This is a genomic window from Capnocytophaga sp. oral taxon 332 str. F0381 (genome assembly GCF_000318275.2).
Classification (GTDB): Bacteria; Bacteroidota; Bacteroidia; order Flavobacteriales; family Flavobacteriaceae; genus Capnocytophaga; species Capnocytophaga bilenii.
Map to the genome: position 1 here is coordinate 1 of NZ_KB291294.1, position 23,309 is coordinate 23,309.

The following is a 23,309-nucleotide window of genomic DNA, read 5'->3' on the forward strand; positions in this document are numbered from 1 at the left end:
TGTAGGGGCGATTGGCAAATCGCCCTCACGAAACCAAACTTTTCCGACAGGCTCTTAAAATTCAAAATTCAAAATTACTCTCGTTGTCTTACTGCTTCATACAAAAATACAGCACAAGCTACCGAAACATTTAGCGACCCAATTTCGCCTGCCATAGGTAATTTCACTCGGCTATCTACTACTTTTAGTACCCCTCCCGAAATGCCTACATCTTCGGCACCCATTACTATTGCCAAAGGAGTGGTAAAATCTTCGCTATAAAGCAGATTATTAGTCTTTTCTGTAGCAGCTACTACCCTGATGCCGCTACCTTGCAAGTAATACACAGCATCAATCAAGTTGTCTACTTTGCATATAGGCACTCTGAAAACGGCTCCTGCCGAGGTTTTTACCGCATCGGCTGTAACGCTTACACTCCCGCGCTTCGGAATTATAATCCCCGATACCCCTGTACATTCAGCGGTACGTACTATAGCTCCAAAATTTCGCACGTCTTGCAAGTGGTCTAATATCAAGAAAAGAGGCACTTTGCCACTCTCGGTTACTCCAATTACCAATTCTTCAAAATCCTGATATTCTACAGGCGACAAGGTAGCAATTACCCCTTGGTGGTTTTTCTTACTCATTCGGTTCAGCTTTTCTATAGGCACGTATTGTGTAGCTATTTGTGCCCCTTGCAGTGTCGTCAATAGTTCTTTATAAAGTGTCCCTTGCAGTCCTTTCTGCAAAAATACCCTATCAATGGTTTTGCCTGCATTCACGGCTTCTATTACCGCTCGTATGCCATATATTTGCTGTTCTTGTATTTCTTGCATTTCAGTTATTTATTAGTTTTAAAACGTGCCTTCATTTCATTTAGCTTCATCAAAGCCTCAATAGGGGTTAGGGTATTGAGGTCTAAGCCCAACAAATCTGTTTTTAGTTCTTCTAATAGAGGGTCGTTGAGGTCAAAAAAACTAAGCTGCATCTCTTTATTGCTACTTTTCAAAGAAGTTTGCGGTGCTATATTGTGGTTTTCTTCTAGCTTCTGAAGCATTTTGTTAGCTTTCTGTATTACATATTGGGGCATACCTGCCATTTTAGCTACGTGTATCCCAAAACTATGTGCCGAACCTCCAGCAACCAATTTACGCAAAAAAAGCACGCTGTCAGTGGTTTCTTTTACCGATACGTTGTAGTTCTTGATGCGTTCAAAGCTCTCTGTCATTTCATTAAGCTCGTGGTAGTGGGTTGCAAACAGCGTTTTAGCGCGCGAAGGGTGCTGATGCAAGTACTCTGCTATAGCCCACGCTATCGAGATACCGTCATAAGTACTTGTCCCCCTACCAATCTCGTCCAAAAGCACCAAGCTGCGTTCCGATATATTGTTTAGTATCAGTGCCGCTTCGTTCATCTCTACCATAAAAGTAGATTCTCCCAGCGATATATTATCACTTGCCCCCACACGAGTAAAAATCTTATCAATAATCCCTATGTGTGCTGAGGTAGCAGGCACAAAACTACCTATTTGTGCTAATAATACGATGAGTGCTGTTTGCCGCAATATTGCCGATTTACCCGACATATTAGGACCCGTAATCATTATAATTTGTTGCTGCTCACGGTCTAAATACACATCGTTAGCAATATAAGGGGTATCTATAGGTAATTGTTTCTCAATTACAGGGTGTCGCCCTTCCTTGATGTCTATTACATAGTCATCACTCATTTCAGGCTGCTGATAATTGTTTTGTAAAGCAAGTGTTGCAAAGCCCGCAAGGCAATCTATTTGCCCTACCAAGATAGCGTTCTGCTGCACAGGGGCTATATATTCAGCTATATAGTTCAGAAGCTCAGCATAAAGGGCTTGTTCCAATTGCCCTATTTTCTCTTCAGCCCCCAGTATTTTTGCCTCATATTCTTTCAGCTCATTGGTGATATAACGCTCAGCATTCACCAAAGTCTGTTTGCGCACCCAGTCGGCAGGTACTTTGTCTTTATGCGTATTGCGCACTTCAAGATAATAACCAAAAACATTGTTATTGTCTATTTTTAGCGAAGGAATACCCGTGCGTTGGGTTTCTCTTAGCAGTAAATCGTCCAAATACGACTTTCCCGAATGCGATAATCCTCGCAATTCGTCCAATTCTGCCGAATAGCCCGCAGCAATAGCATTACCTTTAGCAATATTCACCGGAGCCTCTTCATTGAGGGTTTCGCGTATGCGTGCACACAGCTGCTGGCAGTCGTGCAATTTGTCGCCCAATAAGCTTAGCGATTCGTTGCCTGAAGTCAAGCATAGTTGTTTTATTTGCGGAATATGTTCCAATGAGCTACACAATTGCACCACCTCTCGCGGATTAATCTTTTGTGTAGCGACTTTTGATATCAGCCGCTCAATATCACCTATGCGCGCTATATGCTCTTTTATGCTTTCTAATTCGGGTAGTTGTTTCAAGAAGTAAGCTACTACCTCGTGTCGTTGTCGTATTTTTTCTATCTTTTTTAGCGGAAGTGCCAGCCATCGCTTCAGGGTACGGCTGCCCATTGGCGAAAGCGTCTTATCAATCACATCCAGCAAACTCACCGATTGTGCCGAACTACCCGTATAAAGCTCTAAATTCCTAATCGTAAATTTATCAAGCCACACATAAGCCTCTTCGGCAATTCGCTGTATACGTGTTATGTGCTGTAACTGGTGATGTTGTGTTTCCGATAGATAGTACAATATAGCCCCCGCGCTAAGCAAAGCATCGGTAAGCTCTTCTACACCAAAGCCCTTCAGAGAGTTTGTTTGAAAATGCTTGGTGAGCAGTTGCTGGGCATAATCTTCTTTAAAAACCCAGTCTTCTAAATAAAAACAATGAAAATCACCGCCAAAAGCTGCTGCAAATTCTTTCTTTTGATGTTTAGCGATAAGCAATTCGCTAGGGTGAAAGTTTTGTAGTAATTTATCTATATAGCTCTTGTCGCCTTGCGATACCAAAAACTCTCCTGTCGATACATCCAAAAAAGCAACCCCATTCACTTGCTTGCCTATCCATACCGAAGCCAAAAAATTATTGCTTTTAGATTGTAGTATGTCATCGTTTAGGGCAACACCAGGGGTAACTAATTCAGTAACACCCCGTTTTACGATTCCTTTCACCGTTTTGGGGTCTTCCAATTGGTCGCATATGGCTACTCTATACCCCGCTTTTACAAGGCGTGGCAAATACGTATTGATAGAGTGATACGGAAAGCCTGCCAACTCCGAGCGCTCCGTGCCGTTATTTCGGTTAGTAAGCACTATATCAAGCACCGCAGCTGCTTTTACCGCATCTTCTCCAAAAGTTTCGTAGAAATCACCAACTCTGAAAAGCAATAACGCATCAGGATATTTGCTCTTTATCTGGTTGTATTGCTTCATTAGCGGGGTTTCTTTTGCCATAATTATTCACTTATAATTGTTATTTCTCCCTTCAATCGCTTGCTTTGCGCTTTTAGTGTTGTTTTGCCTTTCTCCTCACCCGATTGTACTATTACTACCAATTTTCCATTGAAAAGATGCATCTTAGGCAAGTGGAATACATCGGTACAAGTAGGGTCGCCATTAGCTGCTGCGCGATAGCTTCCCACACCTTTTACGCTGAAGGTTACCAAATCATTCACATTGGGGCACAAATTGCCATCCTTGTCCACTGCCTCTACAGTTATGTAAGCAAGGTCTTTTCCATTGGGCGAAAAAGCCGTTTCTTTATGAGTTATAAGGCGTAAAGCGTAAGGCTTGCCTGCGGTGCGTATTTCTTTTTCCGCCACCGCTTTGCCATTGTTGTCATAAGCTACTACTTTCACTACCCCCGCTTCGTATTTAGTGTCCATCCACATCAGTCTGTAACGCTTTTGGCGTTCCAAATCTTCAGGGTTGCCATCTTTTTCCTCCTCTTCTAGTTTGATGCTGAGATCTTTATAGCGTTTCCCTTGGCTTTTCCCATTGATAAAAAGCTCTGCCGAAGGATAATTAGTATAAACGAATATAGGGGTTGTTTCTCCTTCGCGCCCTTCCCAGTTCCAATGCGGAAGAATATGAAGCGTTTCAGCCTCTTTGTTCCAATGCGAGCGGTATAGGTAGAAGCGGTCTTTCGGAAGGCCTGCTAAATCTACAGCACCAAAATAAGAACTATGCGAAGGCCATTCCACATAGTAGGGCGTAGGTTCTCCTAAATAGTCAAACCCTGTCCAAATAAATTCACCTATCATATAAGGCAAATCTTCTTGGTGTATCCAGTCGTCTTCTGGTAAATTCGACCATCCACAGTGCTCTACATCGTATGATGATGATTGCATATCAGCATACTTTGCCATCGATTTTCGTACCACAGGAAATTTGTATACCCCACGCGAACTCACCGTTGAAGCCGTTTCGCTACCCAAAAACAAACGCTGTGGCAACTTTTTATAGGCTTCTCGGTATTTAAACGGACGGTAGTTGAACCCCGCCAACTGCATTGTCGCTGCCATATTGTTGCGCAAAATGTCTTGCGGTCTGTCCATACCATTACTCACGGGGCGTGTGGGGTCAAGTTTTTGTACGATACTTTGTAAGTAGTAGGCTACTTGCGAACCGCTTTCAGCACTTTGTTCTTCTACCTCGTTGCCTATAAACCACATCAGTACGCTTGGGTTGTTGCGATAGTGTTTTACAAGGTTAGTGAGGTCTTTTTCAGCCCATTCTTTGAAGTATAGGTGATAGCCGTTTTCTACCTTCGCAATTGCCCATTCGTCAAAACTTTCCACTGCCAATAGCATTCCCAATTCATCTGCAGCACGCACATATTCAGGAGCAGGCATATTGTGCGATGTGCGAATTGCATTAGCACCCATATCCTGCATTGTTCGTATTTGGCGGCGAATAGCGCTCTCATTCACAGCTGCCCCAAGAGCCCCTAAATCGTGATGCATACATACCCCTTGTATTTTTATTTTTCGCCCGTTGAGGTACAATCCATCGTTGGGCTTAAGTTCTATAGTGCGAACCCCAAAAGTGGTACTTACCTCATCTTTTAGCTGTCCATTTTCATACAATTTGGTAACAGCTTTGTAAAGATTAGGCTTGCCAATATCCCACAAAAGAGGTTTGTCAATATATAGTTCTGTAGTAATTTTGTCAGTAGTATAGGCTGTCGCTTGGTTGCTGCTGTGGGCTACTTTTTCGCCCCATTGGTTAAAGATAGTAGTTTCTGCCGCAATAGCTTCTTTTTTAGCAGCTACAAACTCTGTGTTTACCACTACTTTCGCAAAGTTGTTAGTTACCTCAGGAGTAGTAATTTGTATGCCCCAAATCGGGATATGAGTCTTGTTTTTAGTGATGATATGCACATTGCGATACAAACCTGCCCCAGGGTACCAACGCGACATTTGCGTAAGGTTGTTAAGGCGTACCGCAAGTGTATTGTTTTTAGCTTTTACATAAGGGGTAATATTCAAGAAAAAAGTGTTGTATCCATTGTGCCATTCGCCCGCTTTTTGCCCGTTTATGTACACTTCGGGGTTGCTCATTGCCCCATCGAATTGCACGAAAACCTCTTTTTCGTTAGTAAGAGTCGAAACATCAAAAGTTGTGCGGTACCAGCCCACGCCCACAAAAGGAAGCCCACCCGTACGTCCTGTGTGTTCAATAGCCGCTTTTTGTCCATCTTGTTTAATAGCAGTGCGCTGAATGTCGTTTTCCATATCAAACGGACCATAGATAGCCCAATCGTGCGGCACTGTAACACTTTGCCAATGACCATCGTTATAAGTAGATTCCGAAAACTCAGGATTATCCTCTCTGCTAAATTTCCATCCTTTTTCAAGGGTCTGTTCCTGAGTCCAGCTGTTTATAGTAGCTAAGCTTATCAGTAGTAAAAGGTTGATTTTATTCATTTCTAAATGTTTAATTTACAATAGTTTTAGGTAAGCCTACCTTTTCTAATTTTTCATTTACACGCGCTAATTTTTTAGTAAAAATAGGTGCATTTAGATATTTGTCTAGAGAGGTATCTACCTCTAAGACTGTATAATGAGATGTTTTTCTCAAAGGTTTTTTCACCATAGGGTGATTGTTTATTTGTTTTTCTTTTGTGCTCATGGTCTTTATTTTCTTTTTATCGCAAAGCCTTCATAATTAACTTTAGGGCGAAATTCCTCCCATTCTCCATTCAAAAGGCATAACAAGTGAAAATCTCTTATAACAATATCAAAATATTTTACAATTTTCATTTGGTATAACCTTGTTCTGGAAGGGGTACTCCCTTCAGCGTATATCCACACATTAGGGAAAAGTTCTGTGAAATCATAAATAACAGAAACAACAGTATTTAATACCTTTTCTGTATCTCCATTATTAGAAACTACTTGATCATCTAATTCTCCGGTGATAGGATTTTCATCTACAAGTCCTAAGTTATAAAAATTGTTTATATTAGTTTCTTGAAAAGAGATGATTTTGATAATCTTCCCTTTGCTTCCTTCACTAATAAAATTATAGATAAGAGCTGTTTCACCAATTTTCACTTCATATTTTGGTAGATTACTCATAATAAAAAAGGTTGTTTAATTTTCTTCAAATTCCCTCTGCAAAGGTACAAAAATAATTCTAATCACAAACTTTTGTCCCACAATTGCCCCACTCAACTCAAAACCGATGTATTTTTAAGGAGCTGTTGTATAGTTTCTTTCAAAAAAGGATAGATACTATTGGCTAAATTATGTACTTCAGTGGTATAAAGTATAGGCTGTCCTTTATTGTCTTTGGCATAGTGCTTCAAGCTATTATCTATGGCTGTTTCTATATGTATAGGATCTTTGCGTGCATCAAAACCTCCTTTTACTTTACCGTTTAAAAACGCTTTAAAAGTTGGGTAAGCCTTTACTTCTTTCTCTTCCGGTTTTTCATCTATAAAGTGGTAATACAACCAAACTTCAAAAGAGGGGGTTGCTTTGGCTTACTTCCCAACTATTTTTATCTGTTTTTTTCTGTGTGCAAAAATCTTTTAGCTGAGTTATTTTGTTGTTCTCATTCCAGCGGTCGGTATCAATTACAAACCATACTTCATCGCGATAGTCGGCACTTAAAGAATTTTTTTGAAAAAAGATTCCTGCTTGTTCTTTGAGCTTCAATGGGTCTGATTTACCATCTTCATTCCCAATGGGGATAATGTCAATATTAGACGAAATGCCAGTGAAGTAATTAAAATAGCTTACTTCTCTATCGCCTTCGCAAAAGATGTACACTTTTTTAGCTTCGCGAGTAGGGGCTTTCCGCTCATATTTATTATTTCTATTTAGGTATGGTTTCATCGGTATGCCAATTAAGTTCTTTTAAGTTTGATAAAAAAGGAATACCTCCATAACGCCCATTGAGGTAGTCATTTTCAACAGTAGCGGTATTGCTGATATTGAAATCGCTGAGTGAATACATTTGGGTTGCTCCTCCCATATCTTTTTGGGTAAACCAAATTTCGTCAGGGCGCAATATCTCTTGGTCTAACAAACACGATTCGTGAGTGGTAAAAATAAGTTGCCCCTTAGCGGTAGGGTCTGATGATATTTTTTTAATAAGCTCTTTTATCATCATCGGGTGAATGCTGCGCTCTATTTCATCTACTATATACACTTGTTCATTATTGATGACATCACTGATAAGAGGCGCATATTCTAATAGGCGCTTAGTGCCGTCTGATTCCAATCTGAAAGGAAACTGCCCTTTGTAACCATTTCTGCCTAGGTGTTCTGTAAATAAGCGTTTAGTGTAAAGATGGTTGTCTTCACCCAAAACAATACCTACTTCTTCTCTTGTATAATTATCATAAAAAGCAGCTCCTTCATTACCTTCTCTTTTTATTTTATCAATAAGTTCTTTTTTGTTTTCTTCGCTCAGATTAGGAAAAGTTTTTTCTATTCTATCGGTTTTTATATGAAATTTTTCAATACCAGTACTTAAATTAGGTATGAATGTATTGATAAAATCACGTATTTCACTATTTATGTTGAAGAGATGTATCATTCCGTTCACTTTGAAGGAAGAAGAAAGAACTATAAGAGTTTCAGAAAACCAGCTAAACACATTATCTATATCAGCATATTCGTTGGGGTACTTCTGTGCGAGGAACGTAAGTAATAATTCTTCTTTGCTTAATAATTTTTCACTGAGCAATTCCAAAAACATACGTTCTTTTTCGTCCTTTACATTACCTCCTATAAAAGGTATTTGTTGCGTTTCACCTGCTAAACTACGTTCAAATACTACACGATCTTCACCTTCTTTAAACGTTTCTATCAGTGCCTCATTGAGTATTTGATTGTGTTCAAAAGTAAGGGTATAATAGTACATTTTACTATTGGTTAGCAATTCTATTCCCAATGAAATAGGCTCAGTTAATGCTGTCTTACTAAGTTTGAACTTATAATCATTAGCGTTGTCTATAATTTTTCCTCTTTTTATCGTTTCTTTTAGCAAACCGATAGCTTTTACAAAGTTAGATTTTCCAGAGGCATTAGCTCCATAAATAGCAGTCATACGCAGAAAATCTACCCCATTAGCGTGTTTTTTGTGGTGAGGCAATAGTTCTGAATCGTTAGTCAGAAGGTTAAACTCTGTCTCTTCTTCAAACGAATATAAGTTCTTTATTTGAAATCGTATAAGCATATTCTTTACTTTTTATTCTTTGCTACACCCTTCAGTTTCTTAAAAAAAGCCTCTTCTCTTTCAGCTATGTTGTACAATTGCGCAGAGAGTGTGCTGTACACATCCGCTTGAGTGCTTCGGTTTTTATACAATCTTGCAATATTTACTGCAAAATCGCGCCACGCATCACCTATATTTGTAATTTCTTCAGAAAGAGCTATTAAGGCATCGTTTTTCAAAAGTTTACCCGCTTCTTGCAAAAAAGCTCCGTAAATAAACCTAAAGCCTCCCCCGCCAGTGCCTATCTCTTCTTGCATACGTATTAGCTGTGCAAGGTAGTAGTTTGTAGTTTTAGCGCCCAGCTTTCTATGCCATTTTAGTATATCTTTGCTCAGTTTCTTAATGCCCGCAACGCCCACTATAGGCATAGGGGCAAGCATAGTTTTGCAGGTCTGCCCAATACCTTTCCATATTGCTTTTTCTAGCGAAAGCTCTTTAGGCAGCTCAGTAGGGTAGTACAGATGTCCTTTCGGGGCAAGTACCCCACTAGCAAAGCGCACTTTGGTAAGCTCTTGTGCGGTAAGCCTATGCACCGATGGCATCACAGGGTCGCTTACCAAATAGCTGTCGCCTTCTTTGCCATATACCACTATATTATGAGCGTTGAAGTGAAAACGATACTCATCAGGAAAATAAGGCAGGTTGAATACCCCTACTTGCAAACCTGTCGGAATACCTTTCTCAAGATTCGCATCAAGTACTTGTGCCGCCTTTTCGGGCGAAGAAAATTTTTGTCGTTTTACTTTAAACCCCAAGCGTTTAGCTACTTTACTAAAAATATGACCTGGCATAGTGCGGTAGCTAATAGCAGGAGCTTGGTTTACCTTTAGCCACGGAAAGTAAAAAAACAACAAACCAGAGCCTATGCCAAACACCATTGGCTCACTTAGCTCTATTCCGTTGAAACGCAATAAATTGCAAGCCACACCATTTTCACAGTGTGCCGATTGCTTATGTTCAAATTCTATAATCATTTCTAATCTTTTAGCAGCCAATTCTCTTCTATTTCCCAGTTGGCTCGCAGTTCCATTTCTTTGCCCAAAAACCATACGCGTTCAGGCTGTAGATGTTTTAGGAAATTGCCCGTATCCCACTTGCCATTGTCATTGCGGTCTTCTATAAGCCGAAGTTGGTATTTGGCAGGGGTAATGTATTGTAGTATGTACAGGTCTTGAGGCTTTTCAAAGCGGTAGGTTTCTTTCACCTCCTTGCCTTTGCTGTCCGTCAGCTGTAGTATTATAGGGAACTGCAATGCTACCCCCTCGCCTTTGATAGCCAATTTTAGTACCGATAGTTCTTCTAAGGGTTTTGTGCTGATAGCCACCTTCAGGCTGTCGTTGCTATGCCCAAAGAAATCAACCATAGCTTTGGGCAGTAGTTGAATGTTGAATCGTTCGCCGTTTTTCTTGTCAAATTTTAAGTAATATATGAGCTTGTCGGCACTCAGCTCTCCTTTAAAATCTATTTTCTTAGCCAATGAATCTTTCCCCTGAGTGATTTTTATTTTAGAAGCATCTACCTTTGCCAAAGGAATATTGCTTTTAAAACCAAAGTCCTTGTTCATAGGCAAGTCTGCTGAAAAAAGTTTCTCTATTCGCAAGCTGTCCGGTTTTATATCTTTGCTTTCGCGTAGTCGCACCCTGAAAGTATCCACCTTTTGCTGATGTGCTACAGCAATTACCAACGAATCTTTCTGCTTCGGAGAATACCAAATGTTCAGCGTATCTTTTTTGGGGTCTTTAGCAACTACATATTTAAAGTCATCGCCTACGCCTATAGGTTTCACCGTAAGGCTATGGGTAGCCCCTTCGTAACCCAAACTAATGCGGTTAGTAGCAGCCTGCCAAGGTCGGCTCGCTTTGTAAGGCAATACTTCTTTGAACAATCGCAACTTAGGATAAACCCCCTGCGACTGCCCTTTTAGGTCGTGCACGCTAATAGGCGCTTCCAGAAAACCAATCTTGTCGCTTTTAGGGTTGAATAAGTAATTGTTATCCTTGTCTTTTAGCGCAATAAGTTTGTATTTGCCCTCTTTTAGATATTCAAAAGCAAATGAATTAAGGCTGTCTAATGTATTGGTTACGTATAGCGGCTTTTGCTTGTATACTATCGAGTCGTTGTATTGTTCGTTGTAGGGGTACAGCATTACCGTTACAAAGTTATCGGTTGTAGGCTCAAAAGCGTCTGCTACATCACCCTCATACCACAGCGTATCAATCGTTTGCCCTGTCGAAAATACATATTTAAAATCTCTATAAGGGTTATTCTCGTTGTAATCTTGTATGCTATTGCCAAAGTTTAGCACATAGGTAGTATTCGCTTGCAAGGTATCTGTAATTCTTATTTCCAACCATTTAGAAGCCGAATTAGGCAATATCGTAGGGAAATTATTCATCGGCGGAGAGATGATAAGTTGCTTGCGAAGGTCTTTCGTAACCACAAATTCATCAAAGCGTAGCCGTATTTTCTTCCCTACAAAGTTTGTAGTTCCCGATGGCGGTGTAGCCAATAGTAACTCTGGCGGTGTTTCGTCTTTCGGACCTCCCGTAGGGGTGCCTCGCCGTGCGCACTGCCATAAGCCCAACGCTATAAGTACTATTGTCGTAAAATATAAGTATTTCCTCATTAGTTATTTGCGTTAGTAGTTAGTTTTAATCGTTCCAGCTCCCTCTTCACCTCACTATGTGTTACCGTTTTATCTTTGAAATAAGCCGTAAGCACTTTCTTCTCTTCCTCATTTGCTTGTAGCTGATTCAGTATATTGTTCAGATGCATCTTCATATGCCCTTTCTGAATGCCTAAACCTATCAGCGAACTCACTGCCGAATAGTTCTGTGCCAGCCCTACACTTGCTACTATCCCCATCAGTTGCCGTGCCGTAGGTTTTTCCAAAATTTCTAACGCTGTTTTCACCAAAGGGTGCAAGTTGGTAAGCCCACCTACCGTCCCCAGTGCCAACGGCAACTCCAAAGCAAAATGAAATACACCCTCTTCTATCCAAGCCTCCGACAAACTCCTATAGCTACCCGTACGAGCCGCATAAGCGTGAGCACCAGCCTCTATTGCTCTAAAGTCATTACCCGTAGCCAATACCACAGCATCCACGCCGTTCATTATTCCCTTGTTGTGAGTCGTAGCACGATACACATCAGCATTGGCAATAGCAAGCGCTTGTACAAATTTGTTAGCAGCTGCTTCTCCCTCTAAGTGCGCTATTTTTAGCTCACCTACAGGGCAATGCACCTCTGCACGCACCACACAATTAGGCACGTAGTTAGAAAGTATCGACATCACAATCTCGTATTGCCCCTGCATAGAAGCCTCTTTTTCAGCCTCCTCTCTAAAGGTCTCTGCAAACGATTCCAAACAACTGTTGATGAAGTTAGCCCCCATAGCATCAAGAGTCTCAAAAGTAGCCGATAGCTGGTAGTAATGCGCCAAAGCCTCCGTTTTATCTACCAATACAAGCGAGCGAACGCCCCCACCACGTTTTTCCATATTAGCCGTAATAGGGGCAGCTCGTTGCAACATTATAGGGGTAGTTCTATCTACAAAAGCCTGCAATGCTTCCTTTTCTCCATAGAAAAAGAAATGCACCTGCCCCGTTTTTTCAGTGGCTACTACCCGCGTGTGAAAGCCTCCCTTGCCTTGCCAGTATTTTGCAGCCTTGCTTGCCGCAGCTACTACCGAACTTTCCTCTATTGCCATAGGTACTGTATACGTTTTCCCGTCAATAAGAAAGTTAGGAGCTACAGCAAAAGGCAAGTAGTAGTTAGTTACTGTGTTTTCTATAAACTCATCGTGTAGCTTTTGCAGTTCACTATCAGTGTTGTGATACCTTTCAAATAAGGCAGCGGCATCACTCACATCACCAAAATAAGTGCGGCATAACCACGCTATCTTTTCCTGCTTACTAAGTTTTGAAAAACCCTCTATTTGCTTCATTTTCAGTTGTATGTTGTTAGTGTTAGTGTTAGTTCTTAGTTTTTAGTATAGGCAATGTGTAATAAGCACCTATAGCAATTCTGTTCAGCTGCTCATTTTTGCGGTGCAAAGCCTCGTAATACGATATAGTATTACCCACATAAGCCACATAAAAACGCAAATCCTGCCCCTGTAGTGGTGCGTATTGCACAGCCCCAAAATATATCCAGTTAGCGCGCAATTGCTCACTTAGCTGCTGAGTGCTACCCGCAAGCTCTACACCCACTTTGGCAGACAAGCTCCAGCGGTCAGTAAGCTGATAATCATAGCGCGACACTGCACGTTTATAAACAGCATCACCCTCCATCGTAGGGGTACCCACTCCTGCCAAAAGTTTAGATACCGTAGTGCCGTAATCTGCTGCCATATGCGAATAACTCAAATCCAAATACACGCTGTGTTTGCCACTCTTGTAGCTGTTGCCCAATGCTACCGAATGCGTTAGCTTGTCAGCAGCATACTGCGATACATTGTACGAATAGCGCAATTTGAACTTCCCAAAATCAGCATACCAATACAAATAAGCTCCTATAGGCGTTTTAGAAGCCTTAAAGTTTCCTGCCGAAAGTCCATTAGCCTTCAAGTGTTCAGCAAAAGTATTGTTAAAAGTATTGTGCAATTGCACACCCACACGCTGTTTGTCATCAACTTTATAGCCTAAGTTCAACCCCGACAAAAACACATTGTTGTAAACTCCATTCAAGTAATCACTAAAAATATATTCATACAACGGATTGATTTCCTTTTCAAACGAACCAAAAGCAGCAAGTTGTTTCCCTAATGTTACATCCCATTGCCTAGCCCCACCAAAACGATAAGTAATAAAAGCATAGTCCAAAGCACTAGCCCCACCATCTTGGCTGTTAGCCGTAAAAGGACGACTAGGGCGAAAACGCAAGCGGTAAAACAAATCCTTATTGAAATCACCCTGAAAGTTCAAGCGCGCATTGTCAATCACAAAGCGAGTGTTGTTGCGAGCATCATTGTCATAACTATCTGCCACCATACCTCCTCTAAAGAAAAGGTCAATATTTAGCTTTTCAGCAAACGAAGGTACCGCAGGTTTCGCTTCAGCAACTACCTTTATTTCTGTAGGTGTTACCCCCTGTGGGAGCGAATCAGTTACCTGAGCCTTAAGCCCTCCAAAAACACCCAAAACCATTACTGTAAAAAACATTTTTTTCATTGAATTACTTTTTATTTTAATTGATTGTTATATTATTTTAATTGCACATTTTTTTTCGTTTAATTCCGCAAAGATATAAAACTTTTTTGTATATTTGCTGCAAGAAATAAAAAAATAACCCTTCCCCCAATTTCTCCCAACCAATCGCCAAAAGAAAAGCTGGCTATAGCTGACTATCAGCGAAGGTTGAGCGAAGGAAAGTCAGCGAGCTGGCGCAGCCGAGTATGTGACGAAGGTTAAGCGAACGTTGAGCGAACGTTGAGCGAAGGAAAGACAGCGAACTAACACAGCCCCCAACTAACGACTAAAGACTAACGACTAAAAGATATACTATGAGAAAATTTGCAGTCATTACAGGTGGTTCAAGAGGAATAGGGCGCGCCATCTGCGAAAAATTAGCCCACGACACCGATTATCACCTCCTGATTACTTATCAGTCCAATGAAGTCGCAGCACGCGAAACCTTAGACCATATCAAAAAATTAGGACGCGATGGTAATATCGTCAAATTCGATGTCTCAAATCATCAAAGTACCGTAGAGGCACTCACACAGTGGCAAAATGATAATAAAGATGCCGTTGTAGAAGTAATTGTAAATAATGCTGGCATCAATCGTGATGGACTATTTATGTGGATGCCCCCAGAAGATTGGAAAAAAGTTATAGATACCAGCCTCGGCGGATTCTACAACGTTACTAATTTCTTTATACAACGTATGTTGCGCCACCGCTACGGGCGTATTATCAATATTGCTTCTGTTTCAGGAGTAAAAGGAACAGCAGGGCAAACCAACTATTCTGCAGCCAAAGGAGCTATTATTGCTGCTACTAAAGCTCTCGCTCAAGAAGTTGCCAAACGGCACATCACCGTAAACGCCATAGCACCAGGATTCATTCGCACCGATATGACCTCTTCTCTCAACGAACCCGACTTGGTAAAACTCATACCCGTAGGGCGTTTTGGCGAAGCCGAAGAAGTCGCCGACCTCGTTTCTTTCCTCGTGTCTAAAAAAGCAAGCTATATTACAGGAGAAGTTATCAATATCAACGGAGGTATTTATAGCTGACGCACTATTATTGCCGAATTAGTACCCCCAAAGCCAAACGAATTACTCAAAAAAGTATCGATACGCTGCGGGGTCGTTTCGGCTATAATGCGCAACCTACCACTATCAGCATCAGCAGTCTCAAAATTCAGGTTAGGTGCTATAAAACTATGTTGCATCATTATTACTGAATATACAATCTCACTGGCACCAGCCATCCAGCATTCGTGCCCAGTGAGTCCTTTAGTAGAACTTATAGGAGTATTTCCCCCAAAAAGCTGATAAATAGCCTTGGCTTCATTGGCATCACCTATAGGGGTAGAAGTAGCGTGCGCATTGATGTAATCTATGTCTGTAGCCCGCAAACCAGCATTCTGCAAAGCACGTTCCATAGCTCGTGCAGGCCCCTCTACATTTGGGGTAGAGATATGCCCCCCATTAGACGAAAAGCCATAGCCCACTACTTCAGCAATAGGCGTGGCACCACGCTGCATAGCGTGTTCATAATTTTCCAAAACCAAAGTAGCTGCCCCGCCACTGGGCACCAACCCATCACGAGCAGCATCAAACGGACGCGAAGCTCGTGTAGGATCATCTTCCCGCATCGAGAATACCCCCAACCCATCAAAGCTGCCCATACTATACTTGTTGATTTCTTGTGCACCACCACATACAATGCAGTCTTGCAAACCACTTTGTATCAATAAGTAAGCCAATCCTACAGCGTGCGAACCACTTGCACAAGCCGCACTGATACTCATATTGATACCTCGCAAACCATACAAAGTAGAAAGATTCATTGTAACGGTAGAGTTCATTGTTTTGAACACTGCCCCCGAGCCTACTAAAGTAGTATCGCGTTTTTCTCTAATTTTGTCGTTTGTTTCTATTACTGAACCTGCTACGCTATCGTTGCCATACAATATACCCACTTCATTTTCGCGTAGATAGTTAGGAGTGATAGCAGCTTGTGCTAAGGCTTCTGAGGTAGCCATATAAGCAAATTCGCTTTCCTGCCCCATCGATATGCGCTCGCGCCTCCCTAATAGCTGCTTGAGGTCGGGGTTGGGTACATAGCCAGTGAGTGCCGAGCGATAACCGTATTCTTTGCGCTCGGGTAGTAGTACAATCCCCGATTTACCTTCGTACAACGATTGTCGCACCGCCTCTATATTTGTTCCTATACACGAGTATATCCCCATTCCCGTAATAACTACTCTACGATGATTCATAAACTAAAAAAGTAATTCAAAATTAGAAAAAAGACTGTCCAAGAGTCGTAACTCTCAGGACAGTCTCCCACTTAAAATTTATCTCTGAGCACAAACTCCTTAATCGGCTAAAATAATAGCTTTGTTGTGGTTGAACTCAATGGTGCCGCCTACAATAGCTATATTTTTAGTTTCTTTGCCATTTACTAGTACTATTTCGCCTTCAGTGAGTAGGGAAATAATAGAGGCGTGGTGTTCTAAAACTTGGAACTTACCCTTAGCGCCTGGCAAGGTAATGGCAGTGGCTTCGCCTTTGTACAACAACCTCTCTGGGGTCAAAATTTCTACTGTCATAATAGGTTATTTAATAGTTATGAAGCCTCAGCAAGCATTTTTTCACCCGCTTCTATCACTTCTTCAATAGTACCTTTTAGGTTGAAAGCAGCCTCAGGTAGGTGGTCAAGCTCACCGTCTAATATCATATTAAAGCCTTTGATAGTATCTTTAATATCCACATAAGCACCAGGTAGCCCAGTAAATTGTTCAGCTACGTGGAAAGGTTGCGATAAGAAACGTTGTACGCGGCGTGCTCTTGCTACAGCTATCTTGTCTTCTTCCGACAGCTCTTCCATACCCAATATAGCGATAATATCTTGCAATTGTTTGTAATGTTGCAATAGTTCTTTTACGCGTTGTGCACACTCATAGTGTTCTTTACCTAATATTTCGGGGGTAAGGATACGCGAGGTAGAGTCAAGCGGGTCTACAGCAGGGTAGATACCTAGTTCGGCAATTTTACGCGAAAGTACCGTAGTTGCATCTAAGTGCGCAAAGGTAGTAGCAGGCGCAGGGTCGGTAAGGTCGTCCGCAGGTACGTATACCGCTTGTACTGAGGTAATAGAACCGTGTTTAGTAGAGGTGATACGCTCTTGCATAGCCCCCATTTCGGTAGCCAATGTAGGTTGGTAACCTACGGCAGAAGGCATACGCCCTAACAAAGCCGACACTTCAGAACCCGCTTGGGTAAAGCGGAAAATGTTATCGACGAAGAAAAGCACATCTTTACCTTGTCCTTCGCCAGCACCATCGCGGAAGTATTCGGCTATGGTGAGCCCTGATAGAGCCACACGAGCACGTGCTCCTGGCGGTTCATTCATTTGCCCGAATACGAAAGTAGCTTTAGATTCTTTCATAGCGTCTTTGTCTACTTTGCTCAAGTCCCATCCACCAGCTTCCATAGATTCCATAAAAGCATCGCCGTATTTAATAATGCCCGATTCGAGCATTTCGCGCAATAGGTCATTTCCTTCGCGGGTACGTTCGCCTACTCCTGCAAATACAGATAGCCCTCCGTGTCCTTTAGCGATGTTGTTGATAAGCTCTTGAATAAGTACTGTTTTTCCTACTCCAGCACCTCCAAAAAGTCCAATTTTACCACCTTTGGCATAAGGTTCTATTAGGTCAATTACTTTGATACCTGTAAAAAGTACCTCAGTAGAAGTAGATAAGTCTTCAAACTTAGGTGAAGGGCGGTGTATAGGGAGTCCGTTATCACCGTCTTTAGGTAGGTTGCCCAGCCCGTCTACGCCGTCACCCATTACGTTGAATAATCTTCCGTATATATTATGCCCTACAGGCATTTTTATAGGGCTACCCGTAGCGATTACTTCGGTATCGCGGCTTAGCCCTTCGGTAGAATCCATTGATATGGCGCGTACTACATCTTCGCCTATGTGAGATTGTACTTCTAATATCAGTTTAGTACCATCGGGTTTTACTACTTCCAATGAGTCGTAAATGCGAGGTAGCTCATTATCAGAGCCAAATTCTACATCCACTACAGGCCCAATTACCTGTGATACTTTACCTTTTTGAGACATCTTGTTATATTTTATTTATTAAATTTACTACTAAATATGTTTTGTTTTTCTATTTTGTTTTTTGTAGATTTCCTTTTGGTTGGAAAGTGTGATTATTTTTGTGCAAATGTAGAAACTTTTAGTAATAAAAACAAAAAAAAGAGTTACTTTTTTCTTAAAAAAATAACTCTTTTTGTATACCTTATTGATTTTCAGTATTAAAGATCAGCCCACCATCCGTCTTTTATTTCCTGAACGGTCCAATTTTTACCTTTTAGTTTACTAATAGCTTGGCTTGTAACAACGTTGTTATCACCAACGTTAAGCTTGATTATGATAGTTCCTCTTTCTCCTGCAGGAATTGTACGAAGGCTTTCTACCAATTCATTAATAGCCGCTTCCGAAAGTTTATTGTTAAACACCATTATTTGACCAATACTATTATTGTTTTCAAATTTTATCCTAGTAATCTCGTTTTTAACATTTTCAGGATCATCTAATGAGCTTACCAAGAAAGCTGTTATTTTACCATAGATTGTGAACTCTTGTGAAGCAATAGTATACTGTTTTTGAGCTTGTGATATTCTCAAATCGCCTCTGTCAAACCTTCCGTTATTGTTAAAATCAAAAAATGCTTCGTCTATGTCAGCAGCTTCAATATCAAAGTGCAAAGAGCTACCTACAGGCTTATCGGTTTTAACAAGAATACGAGGTAAGTTGGCAGCACCATTGTCGTTTTGAGCTTCTTCTTCAGTAAAGTCAGAGATTCTATTGCCTCCTTCGTGTTGTTTTACACCCCATTTTTGTGCTTTAGCTGCTTTTAGCACTTCGGCATTAGACTGGTTGTGCTCTTCAGTACCAATACTCTTGTCTTTCACTATGATAATGTGTGAAGCTTCGGTAGCACTTTTGCTGGGTAGGCTTTTTACCAAGGACAACAAATTAGCAGCTGTTAGCTCATTATGGCTTACGTCTAAAGTATTTAGAGAGGTATTGCCAGCTACATAACCTTGAATGATTTTGTTATTCGCTACGTTTATTTTACGTACCTTTCCGTACACTACCCATACTTTGTTAGTAACTTTGAAAGTTACAGGAGCACTAAAGTTGCTTACTTTTGCGTCAACACCATTATCAAAAACACCATTGTTGTTGGTATCAATCCACACTTCTGTGCTTGAGTATAAAGGGTCTATTTTTATACTTAGTGGAGTGTTGGCATCATTCTGTGTTTGAAACACCATATAAGGAGCTTCTACATTCACATTAGGCTTTATACCCCATTGGTTTACACCTGCGGGTGTTTGCACATTGACAGTAGTAGTACTTTGTTGTTCTTCAGTACCTTTTTTTGAGCAAGCTATAATAGATGCTCCCACTAATAGGGAATAAATCCCAGCTTTTAACAGGTTTTTCTTTTGCATAGTTAGAAATATTATTACAATTCGGGGCAAAAATATAAAGATTTTTTGAAAAAAGCAAATAAAAATGTATTTTTTTTGAATTATATGTAAAAATATTTTTATATTTAATGATTTTAACTATTTTGAACTAAGTAATACTGAAGAAAAATAATTACAATAGGTTACTTTGTTGTATTTATAATTAATGCATTAAATTGTTAGTTTTTTATTGTTAATAATAGTTATTCTTAGTATTTATATATAATTATTAGTCATTAGTGAAAGAAAAAAGAGACTACCTTTTTCGGTAATCTCCTTTTGATAAATCGCTATAAAACTTATCAGATTGCTTTATAAACTAAAATCGCTTTATTTATATACTTAGTCGTTTTTTTATTGGTTACCAGCGGTAGTTTGCATAATAGTACCATCGGCTTTTTGTTTGAATACTTTCCATTTCTTTTCGCTGCGGAGCTTTGTTACTTGAGCATCGCTAATTTCGTTTTGCTCATTAGCTGCTTCAGAGAATACAAGAATCAAACCTTCTGTATTTACTTTCAGTCCGTTGATTAGCTGAGTATATGCAGCTGAGCTGATACGATTTAAGCTACAAGCTACAAGTTTCATATTAGGATTAGAACGGAAATCAAGTGCTGTGAGCCTATTATTACTTACTTGTACCTCTTCTAATTGAGTTAAGCGACTGAAATCTAAACTTGTAAGCTGGTTAGACCCTGCATCAAAATCTTTTACTTTAGTATTCTTACTAATATCTAATGTGGTAAGTGAATTAACTCCTACATACAAAAGTACAAGCTCTGTATTTTTGGTAACATCAAGTGTTCTGATTTTGTTTCTTGTACAAGCAAACTGTTGTAAGGCTACGTTCTTTGTAACATCAAGGCTCGTAAGCTGATTGCCTGCACACGCGAAAACTTCAAGAGCTACGTTTTTACTAACATCAAGACTTGTAAATTTATTACTATTTAACGACAATGTTTTTAGTTTTACATTGTTGTTTAGGTTGATGTTTGTTAAAGGAGTTTTGCTAATTACTAATTTTTCTAAGGCAGTATTTTGCGACACATTTAGTGATGGCAACACCACGCTTTGCAAGAGCAGTTCTCGCAAATCAGTCTGGCGACTAAGGTCTAAACCTGTAAGCGTAAGGGTTTTGGTACCTGCCAAGGCAAGAGCTTTTACCAGCGTATTCCCAGAGAGATCTACCCCTTTTATTTTTTCGTCCATTATAGCAAAACGAATTACCTTACCACATACGGCAAAATCTCTTCCTTTTAGTTCGTACTCGGTATAAGAAGCTCCTTTTGTGTAATCTCTTTCAAATTTAGTTACAAGGTCATCAGTATCTTCATCATAAGTACCATTGTTATTCCAGTCTATAAACACATCGGAGCGTTCCGTTTCACGAGCGTAAATTAACAATTTTACTTTTTCACCAGGTCCCTTTTCGGTATTTACCACAATTTTATGGGTTGCAGCACCAATGGTTTTCTTTACAGGTGGTACTTTGGGCTCTGCGGGGCGTGCCTCAGGGGTAGGTCTAAAAGCTTCATTATCTTTAGAGCACGACACGCTTAGCGTTCCTGCTACAAGGAGTGTTGCCAATGGCAATATCCCTTTTTGGAGAAGTTTCTTCAGATTCATCGTTCAATTTGTTTTTAGTTTTATACTTCAGTTAAGCTATTATTCGCCGCAAAGGTAAAAAACAATTTTATTAATAACAAACTTTTTTAATTATATTTTTCTGAATATTTTTTCATTAACCTTTCTTTAACAATATAAAATTTCTTATTTTATTGAATATTTTTCATTAAATATATTCTTTTTGTTGATAATGTAATAGTATTTCATTATAATTGTTGATTTTTTTAAAATAATATTTTTTTTTGTGTTTTACTGATATTTGTGATATATGTAATTGCATTATTAACAAAAAAAGATGTTTTTTGTTGTTTTATATATAATTTTTTTTTGGGTGATAAGATTGCTCTGAAAACAAAAAACTTTAGCAAAGTTTCAATACTTTGCTAAAGTGTGTGGTGCTTTTGCCTAACTTATACTATTAAGGTGTAACAGTTACTGTGTGAAGTAAATCAGCTTGCGCCTGTAAATGCTCAGTAGTTTTGATTTGCTGATAAACCCGTAGTACTCGCCATTTTTCACCACAGGTAGATTCCAAGCTCCCGTTTGCTGAAACTTATCCATTACAGAGCTCATTTTGTCCTCACCCATCGTAATTACGGCTGGTGGCAACTGCATTAGCTGCGTGGCATCTATCTTGTCGTATTGTTCAGTATCAAACATTAGCTGGCGTATATCGTCCAATAACAATATTCCCTTCAGTGTATTGTGTTCTCTATCGAGTACAGGGTATATATTTCTGTTGGAATAGCGCACTACATCATACACTATTTCCCTGAGTTTCATATCGGTATATACGGGAGTAAAGTTGTGCTCTACTACCTGCTCAAAGTTCATTAAGGTAAGTATTGATTGGTCTTTGTTTTGCGAGATGAGTTCGCCTTTGCGCCCTAATTCCATCGTATAAATAGAGTATTTATTGAAGGATTTGGCTACCAAGAACGACACTGCTGCTGTGAGCATTGCGGGTACTAATAGCGAATAACCACCTGTTACTTCAGCAATCAAGAAGACTGCTGTAAGTGGTGCGTGTAGTACTCCTGTCATCAGAGCGGTCATTCCCACCATCGTAAAGTTGGGCAATTCAGCCTTATAGCCCAGTACGGGGAATTGGTTGATAATCCGTGCCAAGCAGTTACCCATTACCCCTCCCATAAACAGCATAGGCGAAAAAATACCTCCCACTCCTCCTGCACCAAAGGTAAGCGAAGTGGCTATTACCTTAGCAAAAGTAAGCCCTGCAAGTAGTAATATGATAATCCAAGCGTTCGTTAAATCCCAATTAAAAATATTAGAGCTTAAGGACAATTCAGGATGTCCTTCTTTTAGATGGTTGATAGTTTCGTGTCCTTCACCATATAATGGTGGCATTATAAAGATAAGCAACCCCAATAGTGCGCCTCCAATTATAATCCGTAGGTAAGGTGAAGCCAATTTTTTGAAATAGGCGTTGAGCTTTTCATATACATAAGTAAAGTAAGCCGACATCAGTCCGCCCACAACTCCTAATAGTATATAAAACGGAATGCCTTGTAGCGAAAAGCCCTGTGTGATTTGTATCGGGATAAGGGCTTCATTACCAAAGAAAAAGTAAGAAGTAAACACCCCGCTAAGCGAAGCGATAAATAGCGGTATGAGTGAAGAGAGCGTAAGATCGAGACCGAAGACTTCTATGGCAAACAATATTGCCGCAATGGGCACTTTGAAAATAGAAGCCAATGCCGCTGCGCAAGCACACGCTAGCAATAGCATACGGTTGGTTTGGTTGATATGAAAAAAAGTACAGATATTGGAACTTATCCCAGCCCCCGTAACCACCATAGGCCCCTCTAAACCTACCGACCCCCCAAACCCAATAGTAATAGGTGCTACTAACAAACTACCATATGCCTGAAAGCGCTTCATCACTCCTTTTTGGTGCGCTACAGCATATAGTATCGAAGGAATCCCGTGGTTCACATCATTGCGTACTACGTATTTCTTCACCAAATACACCACCCCAAAACCTATAGTAGGCAGTATAAAGTAAAAGCCATAAGTAATGGTTTGTGCCAATTGCCCGTCTAGCAGCCATTGCACCAAGTGTGTAAAGCTACGCATAGCCAATGCTGCCAAGCCTGTAACAATACCTATTACCCCGCTCAGTATCAGTATAAAATGCCGCTCACTGATGTGCTTTACACGCCATATCAGCAAGTCTCTTACAAAGTTTTTCTGTTCTACCCCCATAATTCAAAAAAATAACATATAAAAACTTTGCCAAAGGTCGTGA

At 40.3% G+C, this 23,309-nt stretch carries 18 protein-coding genes and 1 pseudogene; 1 reads left to right on the forward strand and 18 read right to left on the reverse strand.

Annotated elements, in window-relative coordinates; genetic code table 11:
- Positions 1–74: 74 nt before the first annotated feature.
- From rlmB to HMPREF9075_RS04565, 12 genes and pseudogenes are all read right to left on the reverse strand, one after another.
- Positions 75–815: a 23S rRNA (guanosine(2251)-2'-O)-methyltransferase RlmB gene (gene rlmB, locus HMPREF9075_RS04515; RefSeq protein WP_009415315.1), complete on the reverse strand. Its 741-nt coding sequence runs from the start codon at positions 813–815 to the stop codon at positions 75–77.
- Between the two features lie 5 nt (positions 816–820).
- On the reverse strand, positions 821–3,409 hold the full coding sequence (gene mutS / locus HMPREF9075_RS04520) for a DNA mismatch repair protein MutS (protein ID WP_009415316.1): 2,589 nt from the start codon (positions 3,407–3,409) through the stop codon (positions 821–823).
- A gap of 2 nt (positions 3,410–3,411) precedes the next feature.
- Positions 3,412–5,883 carry a DUF4982 domain-containing protein gene (locus HMPREF9075_RS04525; RefSeq protein ID WP_009415317.1) on the reverse strand — a complete coding sequence of 824 codons (2,472 nt, stop codon included), beginning with the start codon at positions 5,881–5,883 and terminating at the stop codon, positions 3,412–3,414.
- A 10-nt stretch (positions 5,884–5,893) separates the two neighbouring features.
- Positions 5,894–6,088: a hypothetical protein gene (locus tag HMPREF9075_RS04530; protein ID WP_009390311.1), complete on the reverse strand. Its 195-nt coding sequence runs from the start codon at positions 6,086–6,088 to the stop codon at positions 5,894–5,896.
- A 5-nt stretch (positions 6,089–6,093) separates the two neighbouring features.
- Positions 6,094–6,537 (reverse strand): hypothetical protein, encoded by a 444-nt coding sequence (locus HMPREF9075_RS04535; protein ID WP_009415318.1) that lies wholly within the window; start codon positions 6,535–6,537, stop codon positions 6,094–6,096.
- Between the two features lie 92 nt (positions 6,538–6,629).
- Positions 6,630–6,914: a hypothetical protein gene (locus HMPREF9075_RS13805; RefSeq protein WP_009415319.1), complete on the reverse strand. Its 285-nt coding sequence runs from the start codon at positions 6,912–6,914 to the stop codon at positions 6,630–6,632.
- 7 nt (positions 6,915–6,921) lie between these two features.
- Positions 6,922–7,299, reverse strand: coding sequence for an RloB family protein (locus HMPREF9075_RS13810; protein ID WP_009415320.1), 378 nt, complete (start codon positions 7,297–7,299; stop codon positions 6,922–6,924).
- Positions 7,280–8,647: an ATP/GTP-binding protein gene (locus HMPREF9075_RS04545; protein WP_009415321.1), complete on the reverse strand. Its 1,368-nt coding sequence runs from the start codon at positions 8,645–8,647 to the stop codon at positions 7,280–7,282. The genes HMPREF9075_RS13810 and HMPREF9075_RS04545 overlap by 20 nt, the downstream gene beginning before the upstream one ends.
- A 5-nt stretch (positions 8,648–8,652) precedes the next feature.
- Entirely contained in the window at positions 8,653–9,660 is a 1,008-nt protein-coding gene (locus HMPREF9075_RS04550) for a BtrH N-terminal domain-containing protein (protein WP_034556872.1), read from the reverse strand.
- Positions 9,661–9,662: 2 nt separating this feature from the next.
- Positions 9,663–11,312 carry an Ig-like domain-containing protein gene (locus HMPREF9075_RS04555; protein ID WP_009415323.1) on the reverse strand — a complete coding sequence of 550 codons (1,650 nt, stop codon included), beginning with the start codon at positions 11,310–11,312 and terminating at the stop codon, positions 9,663–9,665.
- Positions 11,312–12,649 (reverse strand): annotated as a pseudogene (locus HMPREF9075_RS04560) (hydroxymethylglutaryl-CoA reductase, degradative); the annotation flags it as partial. The gene HMPREF9075_RS04555 and the pseudogene HMPREF9075_RS04560, both read right to left, overlap by 1 nt.
- 10 nt (positions 12,650–12,659) lie before the next feature.
- Positions 12,660–13,856 (reverse strand): porin, encoded by a 1,197-nt coding sequence (locus tag HMPREF9075_RS04565; RefSeq protein ID WP_009415325.1) that lies wholly within the window; start codon positions 13,854–13,856, stop codon positions 12,660–12,662.
- Positions 13,857–14,188: 332 nt separating this feature from the next.
- On the opposite strand from HMPREF9075_RS04565, the gene fabG reads away from it, so the two are divergent.
- A complete protein-coding gene (gene fabG / locus HMPREF9075_RS04570; protein ID WP_009415326.1) occupies positions 14,189–14,923 on the forward strand; it encodes a 3-oxoacyl-ACP reductase FabG in 735 nt (244 codons plus the stop codon).
- Here the strand turns inward: fabG and HMPREF9075_RS04575 are convergent.
- The 6 genes from HMPREF9075_RS04575 to HMPREF9075_RS04600 form a co-directional block, all read right to left on the reverse strand.
- Positions 14,914–16,134 carry a beta-ketoacyl synthase gene (locus HMPREF9075_RS04575; RefSeq protein ID WP_009415327.1) on the reverse strand — a complete coding sequence of 407 codons (1,221 nt, stop codon included), beginning with the start codon at positions 16,132–16,134 and terminating at the stop codon, positions 14,914–14,916. The genes fabG and HMPREF9075_RS04575 overlap by 10 nt on opposite strands.
- Before the next feature lie 99 nt (positions 16,135–16,233).
- Positions 16,234–16,467: a F0F1 ATP synthase subunit epsilon gene (locus HMPREF9075_RS04580; protein WP_009415328.1), complete on the reverse strand. Its 234-nt coding sequence runs from the start codon at positions 16,465–16,467 to the stop codon at positions 16,234–16,236.
- A 17-nt stretch (positions 16,468–16,484) separates the two neighbouring features.
- Complete coding sequence (gene atpD, locus HMPREF9075_RS04585; protein ID WP_009415329.1) at positions 16,485–17,993, reverse strand: F0F1 ATP synthase subunit beta; 1,509 nt, start codon at positions 17,991–17,993, stop codon at positions 16,485–16,487.
- Positions 17,994–18,190: 197 nt separating this feature from the next.
- Positions 18,191–19,396 carry a hypothetical protein gene (locus HMPREF9075_RS04590; RefSeq protein WP_009415331.1) on the reverse strand — a complete coding sequence of 402 codons (1,206 nt, stop codon included), beginning with the start codon at positions 19,394–19,396 and terminating at the stop codon, positions 18,191–18,193.
- Positions 19,397–19,768: 372 nt separating this feature from the next.
- On the reverse strand, positions 19,769–21,040 hold the full coding sequence (locus tag HMPREF9075_RS04595) for a leucine-rich repeat domain-containing protein (RefSeq protein ID WP_009415332.1): 1,272 nt from the start codon (positions 21,038–21,040) through the stop codon (positions 19,769–19,771).
- A gap of 432 nt (positions 21,041–21,472) precedes the next feature.
- A complete protein-coding gene (locus HMPREF9075_RS04600) occupies positions 21,473–23,266 on the reverse strand; it encodes a chloride channel protein (protein ID WP_009415334.1) in 1,794 nt (597 codons plus the stop codon).
- Between the last annotated feature and the right edge of the window lie 43 nt (positions 23,267–23,309).

Bases quoted from the DNA above. Each gene is read 5' to 3' on its own strand.
- rlmB (WP_009415315.1), bottom strand. From the start codon at position 815: ATGCAAGAAATACAAGAACAGCAAATATATGGCATACGAGCGGTAATA.
- mutS (WP_009415316.1), bottom strand. From the start codon at position 3,409: ATGGCAAAAGAAACCCCGCTAATGAAGCAATACAACCAGATAAAGAGC.
- HMPREF9075_RS04525 (WP_009415317.1), bottom strand. From the start codon at position 5,883: ATGAATAAAATCAACCTTTTACTACTGATAAGCTTAGCTACTATAAAC.
- HMPREF9075_RS04530 (WP_009390311.1), bottom strand. From the start codon at position 6,088: ATGAGCACAAAAGAAAAACAAATAAACAATCACCCTATGGTGAAAAAA.
- HMPREF9075_RS04535 (WP_009415318.1), bottom strand. From the start codon at position 6,537: ATGAGTAATCTACCAAAATATGAAGTGAAAATTGGTGAAACAGCTCTT.
- HMPREF9075_RS13810 (WP_009415320.1), bottom strand. From the start codon at position 7,299: ATGAAACCATACCTAAATAGAAATAATAAATATGAGCGGAAAGCCCCT.
- HMPREF9075_RS04545 (WP_009415321.1), bottom strand. From the start codon at position 8,647: ATGCTTATACGATTTCAAATAAAGAACTTATATTCGTTTGAAGAAGAG.
- HMPREF9075_RS04550 (WP_034556872.1), bottom strand. From the start codon at position 9,660: ATGATTATAGAATTTGAACATAAGCAATCGGCACACTGTGAAAATGGT.
- HMPREF9075_RS04555 (WP_009415323.1), bottom strand. From the start codon at position 11,312: ATGAGGAAATACTTATATTTTACGACAATAGTACTTATAGCGTTGGGC.
- HMPREF9075_RS04565 (WP_009415325.1), bottom strand. From the start codon at position 13,856: ATGAAAAAAATGTTTTTTACAGTAATGGTTTTGGGTGTTTTTGGAGGG.
- fabG (WP_009415326.1), top strand. From the start codon at position 14,189: ATGAGAAAATTTGCAGTCATTACAGGTGGTTCAAGAGGAATAGGGCGC.
- HMPREF9075_RS04575 (WP_009415327.1), bottom strand. From the start codon at position 16,134: ATGAATCATCGTAGAGTAGTTATTACGGGAATGGGGATATACTCGTGT.
- HMPREF9075_RS04580 (WP_009415328.1), bottom strand. From the start codon at position 16,467: ATGACAGTAGAAATTTTGACCCCAGAGAGGTTGTTGTACAAAGGCGAA.
- atpD (WP_009415329.1), bottom strand. From the start codon at position 17,993: ATGTCTCAAAAAGGTAAAGTATCACAGGTAATTGGGCCTGTAGTGGAT.
- HMPREF9075_RS04590 (WP_009415331.1), bottom strand. From the start codon at position 19,396: ATGCAAAAGAAAAACCTGTTAAAAGCTGGGATTTATTCCCTATTAGTG.
- HMPREF9075_RS04595 (WP_009415332.1), bottom strand. From the start codon at position 21,040: ATGAATCTGAAGAAACTTCTCCAAAAAGGGATATTGCCATTGGCAACA.
- HMPREF9075_RS04600 (WP_009415334.1), bottom strand. From the start codon at position 23,266: ATGGGGGTAGAACAGAAAAACTTTGTAAGAGACTTGCTGATATGGCGT.